The 16372-nt window shown below is 65.8% G+C and carries 17 protein-coding genes; 11 read left to right on the forward strand and 6 right to left on the reverse strand.

The window, feature by feature from the left end; genetic code table 11:
* Positions 1–43: 43 nt before the first annotated feature.
* The 4 genes from ALC15_RS10120 to ALC15_RS10135 all read left to right on the forward strand — a co-directional run bounded on the left by ALC15_RS10120 (position 44) and on the right by ALC15_RS10135 (position 3461).
* Entirely contained in the window at positions 44–778 is a 735-nt protein-coding gene (locus ALC15_RS10120; protein WP_050627128.1) for a TetR/AcrR family transcriptional regulator, read from the forward strand.
* 19 nt (positions 779–797) lie between these two features.
* The gene (locus ALC15_RS10125) at positions 798–1667 is read left to right on the forward strand and encodes a substrate-binding domain-containing protein (protein ID WP_050627129.1); all 870 of its coding nucleotides are present in this window, start codon (positions 798–800) and stop codon (positions 1665–1667) included.
* Positions 1668–1672: 5 nt separating this feature from the next.
* Positions 1673–2590: a DUF1932 domain-containing protein gene (locus ALC15_RS10130; protein WP_050627236.1), complete on the forward strand. Its 918-nt coding sequence runs from the start codon at positions 1673–1675 to the stop codon at positions 2588–2590.
* Between the two features lie 88 nt (positions 2591–2678).
* A complete protein-coding gene (locus ALC15_RS10135) occupies positions 2679–3461 on the forward strand; it encodes an SDR family NAD(P)-dependent oxidoreductase (RefSeq protein WP_050627130.1) in 783 nt (260 codons plus the stop codon).
* Between the two features lie 314 nt (positions 3462–3775).
* Here the strand turns inward: ALC15_RS10135 and ALC15_RS10140 are convergent, their stop codons facing one another.
* Positions 3776–4588 (reverse strand): enoyl-CoA hydratase, encoded by an 813-nt coding sequence (locus ALC15_RS10140; RefSeq protein ID WP_050627131.1) that lies wholly within the window; start codon positions 4586–4588, stop codon positions 3776–3778.
* A gap of 378 nt (positions 4589–4966) precedes the next feature.
* Between ALC15_RS10140 and ALC15_RS10145 the strand changes: the two genes are divergently transcribed.
* Positions 4967–5620, forward strand: a complete 654-nt coding sequence (locus tag ALC15_RS10145; RefSeq protein ID WP_050627132.1) for a PilZ domain-containing protein — start codon at positions 4967–4969, stop codon at positions 5618–5620.
* Between the two features lie 20 nt (positions 5621–5640).
* On the opposite strand, the gene ALC15_RS10150 is transcribed toward ALC15_RS10145, so the two are convergent.
* Entirely contained in the window at positions 5641–6342 is a 702-nt protein-coding gene (locus ALC15_RS10150; RefSeq protein ID WP_050627133.1) for a hypothetical protein, read from the reverse strand.
* Between the two features lie 173 nt (positions 6343–6515).
* Here ALC15_RS10150 and ALC15_RS10155 point away from each other — a divergent pair, with 173 nt between their 5' ends.
* The 4 genes from ALC15_RS10155 (at position 6516) to ALC15_RS10170 (ending at position 11350) form a co-directional block, all read left to right on the forward strand.
* Positions 6516–7136, forward strand: a complete 621-nt coding sequence (locus ALC15_RS10155) for a class I SAM-dependent methyltransferase (protein WP_050627134.1) — start codon at positions 6516–6518, stop codon at positions 7134–7136.
* Positions 7137–7159: 23 nt separating this feature from the next.
* Positions 7160–7570 carry a DOPA 4,5-dioxygenase family protein gene (locus tag ALC15_RS10160; protein ID WP_050627135.1) on the forward strand — a complete coding sequence of 137 codons (411 nt, stop codon included), beginning with the start codon at positions 7160–7162 and terminating at the stop codon, positions 7568–7570.
* Positions 7571–7717: 147 nt separating this feature from the next.
* Positions 7718–10099 (forward strand): putative bifunctional diguanylate cyclase/phosphodiesterase, encoded by a 2382-nt coding sequence (locus ALC15_RS10165; RefSeq protein ID WP_050627136.1) that lies wholly within the window; start codon positions 7718–7720, stop codon positions 10097–10099.
* Positions 10100–10390: 291 nt separating this feature from the next.
* Entirely contained in the window at positions 10391–11350 is a 960-nt protein-coding gene (locus tag ALC15_RS10170; RefSeq protein WP_244486013.1) for a DUF2778 domain-containing protein, read from the forward strand.
* A 38-nt stretch (positions 11351–11388) separates the two neighbouring features.
* On the opposite strand, the gene ALC15_RS10175 is transcribed toward ALC15_RS10170, so the two are convergent.
* The gene (locus ALC15_RS10175) at positions 11389–12336 is read right to left on the reverse strand and encodes an AraC-like ligand-binding domain-containing protein (RefSeq protein ID WP_050627138.1); all 948 of its coding nucleotides are present in this window, start codon (positions 12334–12336) and stop codon (positions 11389–11391) included.
* A 171-nt stretch (positions 12337–12507) separates the two neighbouring features.
* Here ALC15_RS10175 and ALC15_RS45145 point away from each other — a divergent pair, with 171 nt between their 5' ends.
* Positions 12508–13119 carry an acyl-CoA dehydrogenase family protein gene (locus ALC15_RS45145; protein WP_200914655.1) on the forward strand — a complete coding sequence of 204 codons (612 nt, stop codon included), beginning with the start codon at positions 12508–12510 and terminating at the stop codon, positions 13117–13119.
* Positions 13120–13124: 5 nt separating this feature from the next.
* Positions 13125–13763: an acyl-CoA dehydrogenase family protein gene (locus tag ALC15_RS45150; protein WP_200914656.1), complete on the forward strand. Its 639-nt coding sequence runs from the start codon at positions 13125–13127 to the stop codon at positions 13761–13763.
* On the opposite strand, the gene ALC15_RS10185 is transcribed toward ALC15_RS45150, so the two are convergent.
* From ALC15_RS10185 to ALC15_RS10195, 3 genes are read right to left on the reverse strand one after another with little or no spacing between them, the layout of a single operon-like run.
* Positions 13760–14803 (reverse strand): cobalamin-independent methionine synthase II family protein, encoded by a 1044-nt coding sequence (locus ALC15_RS10185; protein ID WP_200914657.1) that lies wholly within the window; start codon positions 14801–14803, stop codon positions 13760–13762. The two genes, ALC15_RS45150 and ALC15_RS10185, sit on opposite strands and share 4 nt — an antisense overlap.
* Positions 14804–14835: 32 nt before the next feature.
* On the reverse strand, positions 14836–15705 hold the full coding sequence (locus tag ALC15_RS10190; RefSeq protein ID WP_050627139.1) for a fumarylacetoacetate hydrolase family protein: 870 nt from the start codon (positions 15703–15705) through the stop codon (positions 14836–14838).
* Positions 15702–16367, reverse strand: a complete 666-nt coding sequence (locus tag ALC15_RS10195; protein ID WP_050627140.1) for a polysaccharide deacetylase family protein — start codon at positions 16365–16367, stop codon at positions 15702–15704. Before ALC15_RS10195 ends, ALC15_RS10190 begins: the two co-directional genes overlap by 4 nt.
* Between the last annotated feature and the right edge of the window lie 5 nt (positions 16368–16372).

Genomic DNA, 16372 nt, shown 5'->3' on the forward strand with positions numbered 1-16372 from the left:
GGTATTGTTGACGTGACCTGAATATTTGGACGATAGTACAAATATGGTCCGCAAGCCCGCCAAGTCCAACGTCAAGGCCACTAGCACCCGCAAGCCGAACATGCGCGAGGCGATCCTTGCCGCAGCAGAGGAGTTGTTCTCGACCTACGGCTTCAACGCCGTCTCGGTGCGCGACATCGCGCAGGCCGCCGGCGCCAATCCCGGCAGCGTGACCTATCATTTCAAGACCAAGGACGGCCTGCTGCTCGAGATCTATCGGCGTCACTGCGGCCCGATGAACCGGCGGCGCTCCGAGCTGTTGGCGGCGGCGCGGCGGGTGCGCGATTTGCAGGACCGACTGGAGGCGATCGTGCGTGCCTATGTGCTGCCGGCCTTCAGCTCGGGCAGCGACCTCGCCGGCGGCGGAACGCGGTTCACGCGATTGCGTGCGATCATGTCCGCCGAGGGCAACGAGGTGGTGCGCAAGATCATCGCGCAGACCTTCGACGACACCAGCCACGCCTTCATCGACGCGATCCATGACAGCCTGCCGCATATCCCGCGAACCGATCTGGTCTGGCGCGGCCACTTCCTGCTCGGCGCGCTGTACTACACGCTCGTGACGCCGGAGCGGGTCTCGCGGCTGTCGCGCGGCAGTGCCGACGGCACCGATGCCGGCCATGCGATCGAGGAGTTGGTGCGCGCGACCGTTGCCGCGCTGCAGGCTCCACCGCTCGATCCGGCGATGCCCGCACCGCGCAAGGCGCCGGGCGCGGTGCCAGGACGAGCGCTGACCTGACCCCGCGGAGTTCGTCGCCATGGAGAAACTTCGGCTGCGCACCGTGCTTGGCAATCACCCGCACATCCAGGCGGTGAAGCGTGGTGAGCTGTGTTCGGAGCTGTTCGATCTCGACTTCACCGAGTTCACGCCGACCAATACCGCGTTCAAGCCGATGGTGCGTGAGCAGGCGTTTGACGTCTGCGAGATGGCGATCGTGACCTATCTGATGGCAAGGGCGCACGGCAAGCCGCTGGTGCTGCTGCCGGCGGCGATGGTCGGCCGCTTCCAGCATGGCCACGCACTCTATCGCGCCGATCAGGATCCGCTTGTGCCTGGTGATCTCGAAGGCAAGCGGGTCGGCACCCGCTCGTTCACGACCACGACAGGGGCGTGGATGCGCGGCATCCTCGCCAATGACCATGGCGTCAATCTCGACAGGATCAATTGGGTGACGTTCGAGGATCCGCACGTCGCCGAATATGTCGACCGCACCGAACGTGCACCGAAGGGCAGCGCCATCATCGAGATGCTGAAGCGCGGCGAGCTCGATGCCGTGCTGGGCGAGACCTCGAGCGATCCGGCGCTCAGGCCATTGTTCGCCGATCCGGCGGCAGAGGCGACGCGGTGGTACGCGCGGCATGGCGTCGTGCCGGTCAACCATCTGGTGGTGGTGACCGAACAGCTCGCGACCTCGCGGCCCGATGTGGTGCGGAGCCTCTACGATCTTCTCAAGCGCGCCAAGGCGAGCGCCGGTCCGGCGAGTGTGCCGGATCTGCTGCCGTTCGGCGTCGAGGCCAACCGCAAGCCGCTCGAACGGATGATCGACTATTGCGCCCAGCAGGCGTTGATACCGCGACGTGTCGCGGTCGACGAGTTGTTCAACGCCACAACACGGGACTTGAACTGATGACCATCTCCGGCGATCCCAGGCAATGGCAGGTCGGCATGCTCGGCTATGGCGAGGTCGGCCGCATCCTCGCCGAAGATCTGCGCCAGCAGGGCATCAAGGTCGCAGCCTACGACATCAAGCTCGACCGCGGGCAGGGCGCGACGCTGCGCGCGCATGCGGCTGAGATCGATGTCGTGCTTGCGGAATCGCATGCCGATCTCGCGGCGCGGGCCGATTTCATCATCTCGGCGGTGACGGCGAGCCAGGCGGTGCCGGTCGCCGAGGCCTGCGCGCCCGCAATCCGGAACGGCGCCTGGTTCCTGGATTTCAACTCGGCCTCGCCCGGCGCCAAGCGGCGCGCGGCGGCGCACATCGATGGCGCCGGCGGCCGCTATGTCGAGGGCGCGGTGATGACCTCGCTGCCGCCGTACCGGATCAAGGTGCCGCTATTGCTCGGCGGCCAGGGCGCGCGGGCGCTGGCGCCGCTGCTGGTCGCGCTCGGATTCGCGGCGAAGGTTGCGAGCGACGAGCTCGGCGTGTCCTCGGCGGTCAAGATGTGCCGCAGCATCATGATCAAGGGCCTGGAGGCGATGGTGATCGAGAGCTTCACCACAGCGCGCGCCTACGGCGTCGAGGACGCGGTGCTCGCCTCGCTCAAGGAGACTTTTCCCGGCATCGACTGGGAGAAGCAGGGCGCCTATTTCTTCCAGCGGGTGATCGAGCATGGCCGGCGGCGCGCCGAGGAAGTGCGCGAGGTGGCGGAGACCGTGCGCGAGGCCGGGCTGACGCCATGGTCCGCATCCGGCACCGCCGAGCGGCAGGGCTGGATCGCCGATCTGGCCGACGAGGGCGTGTTCGGGCGTAAGGGAATGGCTGACTTCGCCCGCAGCGCCGATTGGCGGACCGAGGCCGACCGGATTCTCGCGCGCATCAAATCCTGAGGGCTGCGCGCGCGGAGAATCCGCCGCGTTCCCTGCCGCCGCACAATACGCTATTGCTCTATGAACAATTTGTTCTGGAGACACTCCCATGAAGAATTCCGGCAAGGTCGTCGCCATCACCGGAGCGGCGCGTGGTATCGGCAAGGCCTGCGCCGCGCGCTTCCTGGCCGATGGCGCCAGGGTCGTCATTTCGGATGTCGACGCCGCCGGGCTCGTCCACGCCGCTCAGGAACTCGGACATGACGATCGGTTGCGGGCCGTCGAAGCCGACGTCAGCAAGCGCGCCGATGTCGATCGTATCGTCGCGACCGCGGTGAAGGAGTTCGGCCGGCTCGACGTCATGGTCAACAATGCCGGCGTCGCGCGCAACCGCGACTTCCTCGACATCACCGAGGCCGAGTTCGACGACGTGATGGGGATCAATCTGAAGGGCGCGTTCTTCGGCGTGCAGGCCGCGGCGCGCCAGATGATCGCGCAGGGCGGTGGCGGCGTCGTCGTCAACATGTCCTCGGTCAACGCACTGCTCGCGATCCCCTCGCTTGCGACCTACGCGATGTCCAAGGGCGCGATGAAGCAGCTGACCTCGGTGGCCGCCGTGGCGCTGGCGCCGCACGGCATTCGCGTCGTGGCGGTCGGGCCCGGCACGATCCTGACCGAGATGGTGGCGACCGCGATCTTCTCGTCGGAGGACGCGCGGCGCAGCGTGCTGTCGCGCACGCCTGCCGGCCGCTGCGGCGAGCCGAGCGAGGTTGCCTCCGTCGTGGCGTTCCTCGCCAGCGACGATGCCTCCTACATCACCGGCCAGACCATCTATCCCGACGGCGGGCGGTTGATCCTCAACTACACGGTGCCGGTCTCGGAGAAGAAGTAGGGCGCTGCCAAAATATCGAAAACAACCCCATGCAAAGCAGCGGCCGGCGGTCGAACAGGCGACTTGACACGTCGGGCAACTCAGGGATAGATTTCTAATATTCAGAAATTGCGCAGGCGGCGTCCCCATGCTCTTCATCGCCCGGTTTAACCGGGCGATCCAGTTCGCCGCGGCTTCTCGGTTCAACAACATTCGTCTCTGGAATACTGGATCGCCCGGTCAAGCCGGGCGATGACAGTTTGTTGCGTGGCGGCAGGGTCGCGTGCTCCGATCCGGTACCGGTGCGCAGCCAGGCCACTGCCCCGACCGCATCGCTACCGACCCTTGAACTGCGGTTTGCGCTTTTCCATGAAGGCGTTGCGGCCTTCGCGGAAATCGGCGCTGTCCATGCAGTCGATGCCGATCTGCTTGATCGCGGCCATGTCGCGGTCGGCGGGGTCCTTCAGCACCTGCGCGATGGTGATCTTCGCGGCCTTGATCGCCAGCGGCGCATTGCCCGAGATGGTGCGCGCGATCTCCATGGTCGCGTCCCAGAGTTCGGCATCGGGCAGCACGCGATCGACCAGGCCGATCCGCAGCGCTTCCTCGGAGTCGATCCGCATTCCGGTGTACATGATCAGCCGTGCCCAGGACGGGCCGACCAGCGACACCAGATGGCGCAGCCCGTCATAGCCATAGGCGATGCCGAGCTTGGCGGCGGGAATGCCGAACTGGCCGCTGGCGCCGGAGATGCGGATATCGGCCAGCATCGCGACCTGCATGCCGCCGCCGAGGCAGAAGCCGCGGATGCAGGCGATGGTCGGCTTCGGGTAGTCGGCGAGCAAGGCGCGCTGGGCGGCGCTGCGCCGTGAATATTCCTCGGAGGCTTCCGCGTTGTGGCGGGTCTTCTCGAACTGGCTGATGTCGGCGCCCGACACGAAGGCCTTGTCGCCGGCGCCGACCAGGATCACGACGCGGACCTCCGGATCGTCGCGCAGGGCGGTCAGCGCCTCGCCGAGCCCCTCCCACATCTCCAGCGACATCGCGTTGCGCTTGCCGGGGTTGTTGAAGGTGATGACGCCGACGCCATCGACCACGCTTTGCAGGATCTTGCCGTCGGCGAGCGACTTCTCTGAGATGTTGGGCATATGAGCGTCCGGTCTGATTTCATCCAAGGCTAGCACCGGCTCGCGCGCTGAGGCAGGCGGTTTAGGGCACGGCGCGATTGCATCGGCGTGCGGCAACTCTCGCGGTAGTTGTACGGCTCGCAAAATAAACTGCCGCGTAAGGGTTGCGCCATAGAGTGCGCCACCCGCGCTCCGTCCCGGCTTAACGTTTTCCTAGGCTTTCGACGGTACGACTGTACGCACCTGCGCGCCAGGGTCCTCCCGCGACGCGCTGGGACGCATGCCCGCGGCCTTCCCGCTGCAAGCGCGTCGGTAGCGGAAGTCCCACCACCGGGCCGACCCGGGATGTCGGTCAATCCAGACTCCGTGCACTCACATCGCCTCCGGCGAGGTCCAGTCGTGTCCGTCGAGAAGTTTCTCAAGCAACGCGCTGTCAGGATCACGGTCAACGGCAGCTACACGCTGCCGAACTGGTACGACGCGCAGGGCAAACTGCGCACCTTTGCCTGCCGCACCACCCGCGTGTCGCCGTTCCGCATGATCGTGGACGTACCCGTCGTCGGCAAGGTCGGCGACAGGCTGACCTCGTATTTCGAGGAGTTCGGCAAGTTCGAGGGCTGCATCACCGACACGATGAGCGGCAGCTTCCTGCTCGAACTCGAGATGACGCATGCCAAGCGCGAGAAGTTCGCCGACAAGCTGACCTGGATCGAAAAGAAGCAGAAGGATCCGAGCATCCGCGAGGCGCGCAACAATCCGCGCTTCGTTCCCGTCGTGCCGCACGCGATGCTGACGCTGGCGGACGGCACCATGCAGAGCTGCTTCATCATCGACATGTCGCTGTCGGGCGCCGCGGTATCCTCGGAGGTGCAGCCGCCGGTCGGCATGCCGCTGGCGATCGGCGCCTGCGTCGGGCGCGTGGTCCGGCATCTGCCGAACGGCTTCGCCATCAAGTTCGTCGAGAGCTACAAGCAGGGTGACCTCGGCCGCCTGATCGCGCGCAAGTCCAAGGATCTGCTGGTGGTGTCCGCCGACGCGGACCCTGTCGCCTGACCGCCGGCTTCGCCGCTTCCCTACAGCTGTTCCGGATCTTCGGCCGCGCGCATCCGCGCGATGCTGTCTTCCGTCGCAGCGGCGCCTGCCGCTGCGATCGCGATCTCGCGCGCCAGATTGGTGCATTCGGCCCATAGCAGGAAGAACACCAGCGGCGGCCGCTCGCGCGCCTCCAGCATCTGCCGGCAACGCTCCGCGGCGCCGTCGAGCGCCCACCACTGCCGGGCGACGACCATCACCTTGCGGAAGCTGCGCAGCGTGCCGGAGAATTTTTGCGGATCGGCGTTCACGATGGCGCCGCAATGGTTCAGCCAGTTCAGCGCCGCATAGATCGCGATGCCGTAATCCTCGATCGCGCTGCCTGTGAAATCGACGACGGTTTTGTCGTGTGCCTGCTGGCGCAGGAAGGCGTCGATCATCTCGGCCTGGCGCGCCGGATCGGTCAGCAGCGCGGTGTCCTTCCGCGGCACCATCGGGATATAACGCATCGCTTCGAGGCGGGTGTGCTCCCAGATCGCCCTGGCATCGCCGAGCAGGTCGCCGGGCTTGCGCTTGCACGCCGGATAGGCCAGCACGCCGTTATCGGCGAGATCGAGATAGCGCGGCACCACCTTGTCGAGCGCGGCGAGAAACGCCGAGGGATCGCTGAGGCCGCGCAAGTCGCTGGCGGCGTCCTCCGCTTGTCCAGGCTTGTTGACGCGTGTCCAGCCGAAATTGGCCATCCCCGGGGCGCCCCGATCTCAACCTGCCGGTCAGGTTAATTGGAAAATGCGGCGATGCAAATGCGGCATTTGCCGCCGCGCGGCTGCTGCCGGTTGACGCGGGATGGCGCCGCGCCTAGCTCATGGTTAACCGTACGCAACGCAGCTTGCCACAGCTTTCCGGACGCATCGCAATGACCGCTTCTGATCGCCGATCGCATTGGCAGACCGTCTATCTCAGCAAGGGCGAACAGCAGGTGAGCTGGTCGCAGGCCGATCCGCAGCCGTCGCTGCGCCTGATCAAATCCGTCGCACCTCGCCGCGACGCGTCGATCATCGATATCGGTGGCGGGGCCTCGCGCCTTGTCGATGCGTTGCTGGCAAGCGGCTTCCATGATCTGACCGTGCTCGATCTTTCCGAGGCGGCGCTGGCGAGCGCGCGGGAGCGGATCGGCGCGACAGGCGAAGCGGTGCGCTGGGTGGCCGACGATGCGACCGTCTGGCAGCCGCCGCGGGCTTTCGACATCTGGCACGATCGCGCGGCGTTTCATTTTCTCGTCGAGGACAACGATCGCGCGGCCTATCTTGACCGGCTGCATCGCGGTGTCAGGGCAGGCGGCCACGCCGTGATCGGCACCTTCGCACTCGACGGTCCCGAGAAATGCAGCGGCCTGCCGGTGCAGCGCTATGATCCGGCAACGCTCGGCGGGGCCGTCGGTCCGGCCTTCGAGTTGATCGCGCATGAGGCGCACCGGCACGTCACGCCCTGGGGCGCGACGCAGTCGTTCCAGTTCAGTGTGCTGCGGCGCAAGTGACCGGCCGCATGAGGAGAGGTGAGATGACCGACGCGCCACGGACGATCGGCGAGATCGCGAGCTACCACGCCCATGTCTATTACGACCCCACGACCAGCCGGGGCGAGGCGGAGCGCCTGCGCAACTGGATGGGCGATCGTTTCCTGGTCACGCTCGGGCGTTGGCACGACGTCAAGGTCGGCCCGCACGACCAGGCGATGTATCAGGTGGCGTTTGCCGCCGAGCTGTTTCCGACCCTGGTGCCGTGGCTGATGCTGAACCACGGCAGCCTGAGCATCCTGGTCCATCCCAACACGACCAATCCGCGCCGCGACCATCGCGACGATCCGCTCTGGATCGGCACGCCGCTCGCCGTCCATGCCGACAAGCTGCCTGAAGAGGCCGAAATGGAGCACGCGCCGGCGCCGAATACGTCGCCGACCTTGCGCCCCTGAGTGCTGCGGCCGGGTCGGCGGACGCGTAAAGTTTGACGCAATTCTATTACAACCAAGTCGTTTCAAACTCATCGCGTTTTGCAACGTGAGGTTAAGTCGCAATTCCTAGGCTTGCCCGATAATTTCAGGGGTCGGCCGCATTTGGGCATGTTCTTTTCATTCCGAAGCTGGGCGCTGTGGCGGGTCGTCGGGCCTCTGCTGGCGATCGTGCTGCTGCTGGGCGGCCTGTCGGCGGGCAGTCTTCAGGTGATGTCCGCGGTCAGGGCCTATGTGGCGGGCGAAAGCATGTGGTCGAAGGGGCAGAAGGACGCCATTCACTATCTCCAGACCTATGTCAGCACCGGCGCGCCGCTCTACCTGCAGAAATTCGACGCCGCGATCGCGGCGCCGCTGGCCGATCGCACGGCGCGGCGTGCGCTGGAATCGCCGGGCAACAACGACGCGGTGGCCCGCGCCGGTTTTGCCGAAGCGGGCAATCATGATGACGACATCGGCGGCCTGATCTGGCTGTTCAAATATTTCCGCAAGATGCACCACGTCGCCGGCGCGGTGACAGCCTGGCGGAATTCGGATGCGCTGCTCGATCAATTGATCGAAATCAGGAACGAGGCCGCGAACGACGTCGCGCTGCATGATCCTTCGGCTGCGACCATCAAGCACTGGTCCGAGCGGATCGGCGCGGTCGATGCCGCACTGAGCACGCTCGCGGTCGATTTCTCCGACGAGCTGGGCAAGGCATCGCGTCAAGTTTCCGCGCTGCTGCTGCTGGTCAATCTCGTGATTGCGGCCTGCCTTGCCGGCATCGTCCTGTTCCACACGCGGCGGATGCTCTGGCGGCGCTGGCTGGCCGAGACCGCGCTCGCGGTCGAGAAGGAACGCGCCCAGCTCACGCTGGCCTCGATCGGCGATGCGGTCATCGTGACCACGCAGGACGATTGCGTCGGCTACATGAACGCCGCCGCACAGCGGCTGATCGCGACGGGACAGGACGTGACCGGATGGCAGCTTTCATCGCTGTTCAACATCGCCGAGCAGCCGGTGCGCGGATCGTTCCAGAGCGCGGATGGCGATGACGAAAGCCGGCCGCAGCAGCGGCTGCTGGTGCGGCCGGATCATTCCAGCGTGCCGGTCTCGGTGGTCGAGACCCCGATCGTGCATGCCGGCGAACCGTCCGGCCGCGTCATGATCATTCACGACATGACCGCCGAGCGGCGGCTGGTCGAGGAATTGGCCTGGGCGGCCTCGCACGACGCGCTCACCGGCCTCGCCAACCGGCGGCAGTTCGAGTTCGAGCTGCACAAGGCGATGTCGGGCACGCCGGCGACGAGCGCCGATCTGATGCTGATCGACCTCGATCAGTTCAAGATCGTCAACGACACCTGCGGCCACATGGCGGGCGACCGCCTGCTGAAACAGGTGGCGAGATTGCTGACTGCCGAGGTTGGCGGCAGCGGGCTGGTTGCCCGTCTCGGCGGCGACGAATTCGGCATTCTGCTGCGCGACGACGGCTCCGCCATGCACGACGTGGCCGCAGAGGTCGCGGAGCGGATCAGGGCGGTGGTCGAGCAGTCGAGCTTCGTGCATGAGGGCTCGAGCTTCCGGATCAGCGCGAGCATCGGCCTGGTCGGGCTTGCCGACAGCGCAGGCGTGCAGGACGCGCTGCGGCTCGCCGACGTCGCCTGTTTCCTTGCCAAGGACAAGGGACGCAACCGCGTCCAGGAGCATCGTCCGTCCGATACCGGCATGGCGGTGCGGGTCGCCGAGATGAGCTGGGTCAATCGCATCCGCAAGGGATTGGACGAGGGCCGCTTCTGCCTTTACGAGCAGGAAATACGCCCGGTGAACGGCATGCTGAAGGGCAACGACCGGCGCGAGTTGCTGCTGCGCCTGCGCGACGAGAGCGGCGCCCTGGTGCCGCCCGGCAGCTTCCTGCCCGCCGCCGAGCGCTACGGACTGATGCCGCTGATCGACCGCTGGGTGGTGCGGCGCGCCTTCGAGATCATCGCCGAGCGCAAGCACCATCCGCGCAAGATTGCGAGCTATGCCATCAACCTGTCCGGCGCCACCATCGGCGACAGCGACTTCGTCGACTTCGTCGCCGAGCTGTTCGCGCAGCACGACGTCCCGCCGGCGCTGGTGTGTTTCGAGATCACCGAAACCAGCGCGATCTCCAACCTGGACGAGGCGCAGAAGTTCATCGCGCGGTTGCGCGAGATCGGCTGCAGCTTCTCGCTCGACGATTTCGGCACCGGCATGTCCTCGATCGCCTATCTGAAGCACCTGCCGGTCGACATCATCAAGATCGACGGTTCGTTCGTGAAAGAAATCCTGAACAGCAAGGTCGACCGCGCGATGGTGGAGATGATCACCAAGACCGCCAAGATCATGCAGAAGCAGGTGGTCGCGGAGTTCGTCGAGAGCCTCGCGATCCTGGACGAGCTGCGCCAGATCGGGGTCGACTACGTCCAGGGTTACGCGATCGGGAAGCCGGTCCCGGTGCTGACCCTCCGGGAAGAAAAGATCGCCTGAGTCGGCGGAACTGTCCCGAATCGGGACTATTTTATCCGTTTCAGCCCTTACGGGGCTGATTCCCCGGCACTTTCCATCCGAAAAACGTTTAAAAAACCTGTCGTTGCCGGCTTCGTCTCGATTATGCCTTACTCTAATTCCCTGATATGATGAGTGATCGGTGAATCCCACGTGGGCCGGCTAACAGGCCCCAGAACACCGAACTTGGGGATGATGGGTCAACGTACGACGAAAGCTGCCGGGCGGAAGTCAAGCCGCGGCATGTCTCTGGTGGGCAGCACGGCGTTCGCCGTGAGCGCGCTCGTCCTGTCGTCTGGCCTTGCCGCCTGGATGGTCGGCATCGACCCGACCGCATGGCTGCATGGACCGGCCCTCGCCAACACCACCGCCTCGTTGAATTTCGACGATCGCTTCGGCTCTCGCTCCACGATCAACACGGCTTCGCTATACTATCCTCTGCGCCGCGGGTTCCGTTCGAGCCGCGGCGATTTCAATTCCGAGTTCGGTCAGATCGAGGACGCGCTGTCTGGTCAGCTGCGTGACACGCAGACCGAGATTCCCGACAGCCAGCCGGCGTCGGCCTCCGTCGCGGCTACGACCACGACGACGGCACCCGCCGTGCCGATGCCGCGATCGCGGCCGGCCGAAGCCAATCTGCTGGCGCGCAACGATCTGCCGCCTCCGCCGCAGGCGCCGGTGCAGCAGGGCGACAACCGGACGTTCCTGCAGAAGATCGCCGACATGATGCCGGGCAAATTGCAGCTGGCCTCGATCGATCCGAATGACGGCTTGCTGTCCGGTCCGAGCCCCGATCTCGGCGCGCTCGGCTATGACAGCACCACGGCGGTCTACGACATCACCGGCCGCATCGTGTACATGCCCGACGGCACCAAGTTCGAGGCGCATTCAGGCCTCGGCAATCTGCTCGACGATCCGTCGCATGTGAACGCCCGCAACGCCGGTGCGACGCCGCCCGGCATCTACGAGATGAAGCCGCGCGAAAAGCTGTTCCACGGCGTGCCCGCGCTGCGCATGACCCCGGTCGATGGCAGCGATACGTTCGGGCGCGTCGGCCTGCTCGTGCACAGCTACATGCTCGGGCCGAACGGCGACTCCAACGGCTGCATCTCGGTCAAGCACTACGACCGATTCCTGCAGGCCTATCGCAGCGGCACGATCAGGCGCATTGCCGTCGTGGTCAGCATCAAGGACGTCAAATCGGCCTCGACCCGCGCGGCGTCGAACTCTTAAAGCCGCGGGCCGGCATGGCCGGCGTATCAACCCCTTCTTCAGTTCGTGTCCTCGTCTCCGACGCGCATAGCGCCGGGCGAGGTGCCATAGGCGCGGCGGAACGCACGGGCAAAACTCTCGTGGCTCTTGAACCCGACACGCAACGCGATTTCGCCGATCGGAAGATCGTTCAATCGGCGATCACGAAGCTGGTTGAGGCTGTGGCGGAGCCGCGCGTCGCGGACATGCGCTGCCAACGTCGTTCCGGCGTCGGCGAGCACGGCAAACAAATGGCTGCGCGAGATCTTCAGATGCCGGCAGATATATTTCGCCGAGAGTTGCGGATTGTGCAGCTCGTCCAGGATGAAGCTCTGGATTTGCCGCAGCATCGCTTCGCGCGGTGATGCCGATCCGGCCGCCGGCACGCCGATGGCGGTCGCCCGCAGCAGCAAGCTTTCGAGCTGGCTGGCGGCGAGGTCATCGACGAGCGCGAAATCGTCAGGAATATCGCGCAGCGCGCCGAGATAGGCGGAGGCGAGCCGGCCCGCGCCGCGGCCGGCGATGACGTTCGGCGGCCGGCCCGACATCTGCTGCAGATGTCGCCGCAGCCGCGTGCCGGGAATCGTGGCGCAGATCAGGTCGCAGCCCTGCTCGAACCGCATCGCGAAGGGCTCGTTGGTGTCGAGCAGGACGATGTCGCCGGGGCGCGCCAGTGTTTTCTGCCCATACTGCTCGACCACGGCATCGCCGGTGATCTGGAGATTCGCGAAGAACGATCCATCCTGGAAGCTGCCGATTCCTTTCCGCGTGCGATGGATGGCATTGGGCACGGACTGCACGCGCGACAACGGCAGTGCCGCGCTGCCGATGCTGGTGATGGCGCCATCGAAATCGTCGGGCGAGATCTTCTCCGGTTCGAGCGGCAGATAGGTCCGCAGCACCGCTTCGCGCCAATAGGCGAAGCGGTCTGCCGGTGCGACGTCGTGCATATTCCAGGTTGCGCCCATGTTCGCGTGCCGGAGTTTGCCTGTCAGGACGGAAGCCGGCCATGAGCTTACAATCAATTGCCGTGCCAGTCAGGCGGACATTTTGCCAAACCGGCGTGGACGCAGCGTCAATGACTTCGGCCGGCCGGCATCTCACCTTCGGCCATTCGACCCGCCGGAGGAGAGCCGACCATGCCGATCGATTTCACCCTGACCAGGGAACAGCGCGAGCTGCAGATGTCCGCCCGTGGCTTCGCGCGGACCGTGCTTTCAGGCGTCGCCGACGCAACCCGCCATCTCGCCACGCCTGCGGAGCGCTTCGCGGCCACGCGGCCGTTCTATGAGCAGGTGGTCAAGGCCGGCTTCCTGCGCCGGATGATCCCGGCGCCGCTCGGCGGCGAGGGCACCGGCGTGTTCGACATGGCCATCGTCGCCGAGGAGTTTCAGTCCGTCGACGTCAACGTCTCGCTCACGCTGTTCGGTTCGCTGCTCGGCCTGATGCCGGTGATGCTGGCGGGGTCGCCGGCGCAGCAGAAGACCTTGATCGCGCCGTTCCTCGAACGTGCCGGCGCGCCGCTCGCCGCCTTCGCCTTCAGCGAGCCCGGCGGCAGCGCGAACTTTGCCTCGCCGGTGCCGGGAACGGGCTTGCGGACGGCGGCGCATCTCGACGGCGAGGACTGGGTCATCACCGGCGCCAAGCAATGGGTGTCGAGCGCGACCGGCTGGGACGGCAACGGCGCCGACCTGATCTGCGTGGTCTGCCGCACCGATCCCGCTGCGCGCCCGACAGCGCGATCTCCGTAATCGCGGTGCCGCGGTCCGCCGGTGGCATCAAGGGCATCGCACTGGAACGCGCGGCCGACCTGATGGGCCATCGCGCCCATCTGACGCCGCGCTTCCGGCTCGAGCAGGTCCGCACGTCCAGGAACAATGTGCTGGGAGGCGTCGGCGGCGGCCTGTTACTGGTGGAGATGAGCTTTGCCGGCACCGCCGCGCTGGTCGGCGTGTTCGGTGTCGCCCTGATGCGGGCCGCCTTTGACTATGCGCTGAACTTCGCTAGGGGCGAGCATCGCGGCGGCGCGGCGCCGATCATCGAGCACCAGGCGGTCGGCTACGCACTGGCCGATGCCAAGATGGCGATCGAGGCGGCGCGTTATCTAAGCTGGAAGGCCTGTCACGCCATGGACAGCAATGCGCCCGGTGCCTTCGAACTCGCGCTGCACGCCAAGGTGTTCGGCTCGGAAACCGCGGTGAAGGTGATCACCGATCTGATGCGCGTGGTCGGCATCGAAAGCTACGACCACCAATGTCCGCTGGCCGGACTGTTGCAGGATGCGATGGCCTATCCGCTGTTCGACGGCGGCAACATGGGCGTGCGCCGCCGCCAGCTTCATGCACTCTTGAAGAGCCCCGGATACGACCCGCTGACTGCGTCGGGCGCCGCTTAGCCGATCTCCTTCCTGACCATCGCGGCGGCGTCACACATCGCCTTCAATTTTCCGAAAGCGACCGGCCGCGGCATGTATTTCATGCCGCAGTCCGGTGCGACCACCAGCCGCTCGGCCGGCACATGCTTCAGGCCGTTGCGAATCCGATCGGCGACGACGGTTGCGGATTCGATCTCGGGATTGCCGAGGTCGAGCACGCCGAGCATGATCTTCTTCGACGACAGATCCCTGAGCACGCCGAGATCGAGCTTCGGCTGTGCTGCCTCGATCGAAATCTGATCGGCGATGGTGTCGTCGAGTTCGGCGAGGAAGGAATAGCCGGCCGGCTTGGTCGAGCCCGGCACGACAGCGGCATAGCCGAAGCAGAGATGCACCACCGTCGGGATGCTGATGCCCTGTAGCGCACGATTGATCGCTTTCACCGCATAGCGCTTCGCCAGCTCCGGGTTGTTGCGTACCCAGGGCTCGTCAAGCTGGATGACGTCGGCGCCGGCCTTCTCAAGGTCGCGCGCCTCGGCATTGACGGCCTCGGCGAAGGCCATCGCAAGCTCCTCGTCGTCCTTGTAGAATTCGTTCTTGGCCTGCTGGCTCATGGTGAACGGGCCGGGCAGTGTGATCTTGGCGGCGCGGTCGGTGTTCTTGCGCAGGAACTGCATGTCGTGCAGCTCGACCGGTCCCCTGCGCCTCACCGGGCCGACCACGCGCGGCACCGGCGTCTGCGTGTTGCCGGTGCGTGCGGTGATGACAGCGGGGTTGTCGGCATCGACGCCCTCAAGGGCGGTAGAAAACCGGTTGGAGTAGCTCTCGCGGCGGATTTCGCCATCGGTCACGATGTCGATGCCGGCGCGCTCCATGTCCCGGATCGCCACGATCGTCGCGTCGTCCTGTGCTTCCTCCAGATGCTCGGCCGGCAGCCGCCACATCGCGTGCATGCGGGTGCGCGGCACCGATTTCGACAGCATCGCACGATCGACCAGCCATTCGGGCTGCGGATAGCTGCCGACGACGGTGGTCGGCAGCAGATGCGTGGGCAGGTTCATGATGTCCTCCTTCTCGTTATCGTGCGGCCGGATCAAGCCGCGCGCGTTGCGGTTGCCGCGGTTTCGTCCTTCACCGGGTTGCGCAGCACGCCGATGCCGGAGATCTCGACCTCGACGACGTCGCCTTCCTTCATCCACAGCGGCGGCGTGCGATAGGCGCCGACCCCGCCGGTGGTGCCGGTGACGATGACGTCGCCCGGCACCAGCTCGGTGAAGGTCGAGCAGTAGGCGATCAGGGTGGCGACGTCGAACACGAGGTCCGAGATCGGCGCGGCCTGCACCTCGACGCCGTTGAGCCGGGTCGCGATCTGCTGCTTGCTGATGTCCGTCAGTTCGTCCGACGTCACCATCCAGGGTCCGAAGCCGCCGGTGCCGACGAAATTCTTGCCCGGCGCAAATTGCGAGGTGTGACGCTGCCAGTCGCGGATGCTGCCGTCATTGTAGCAGGCATAGCCGGCGACATGGCCGAGCGCGGCCTCGCGCGGGATGCGGCGGCCGGCCTTGCCGATGATGACGGCCATTTCGCCCTCATAGTCGAAGCGTTCGGATTCCAGTGGCCGGATCATCGGCTGGCCGGCGCCGACCTGGCTGTTGGCGAAGCGGGTGAAGATCATCGGATGCGGCGGCGTCGGATGGCCGCTCTCGGCAAGGTGCGTCGCATAGTTGACGCCGATGCAGAAGATCTTGTCCGGATCGGGAACGGTCGGCAGCAGCTCGACATCCTTCAGCGCGTGATCGGCGAGCTCGCTCTGCAGCTTCTTCAGCTCATTCAGCGAACCCGTCGTCAGCAGCGCCTTCAGCGTCGGATACGCCTTCAGCCGCTTGCCGGCGTCGATCACTCCCGCATCGGTCACGATGCCGTAGCTTGCGGTGCCCGCCGCCTTGAAACTTGCGATCTTCATGGTCTCTCACTCTCTTCGATGGAGGAAACATAATCCCGGATGGGAAGCGCGATCTCGCCGTTGCGGATCGGGACGCATTGCGACGGAAAATCCTGACGGAAGCGGGCGCCGTTCGCCGTGGCGCGATCGAGGAAGCGGCCGAGATGCGCCATCGCGCCGGTCGGCAAATCGTGCAGCACCAGCAGCGTCCATGGTTGCGCGCGGCATTGCTCGAGCGCGCGGTCGGACCAGCCGTCGGGATCGTCCCAGTCGTGCGGGATCGCATTCCAGAGCACGCAGCTGTGCTTGTTATGCGCGAGATAATCGACCACGGAGGGTTTCAAGAGCCGGTCGTCGAGATTGCCGCCGCCGCCGAACGGCCGGAACCAGCGGTTGGGATGGGCGAGCTCGCCGATCACAGCCTGGGTCCGGCCGATCTCGCGCTCGGCCGTGTCCACGCCGGGTTGCAGGCCGAGCGGCGTGCTGTGCGTAAAGGTGTGATTGCCGATCCAGTGGCCTTCGTCGTGGGCGCGGGCGGCGAGGCGGCGGCGTTCGGGATCGCCGAGCTTCTCGCCGATCACGAAGAACGTGGTCTTGATGCCACGCTCGCGAAGGATATCGAGCACAAGCGGCGTCACGTCGGGCTCGGGTCCATTGTCGAACGTCAGGGTGAGGTCGAACACGCAGC

It is taken from the genome of Bradyrhizobium viridifuturi, assembly GCF_001238275.1.
GTDB lineage: Bacteria > Pseudomonadota > Alphaproteobacteria > Rhizobiales > Xanthobacteraceae > Bradyrhizobium > Bradyrhizobium viridifuturi.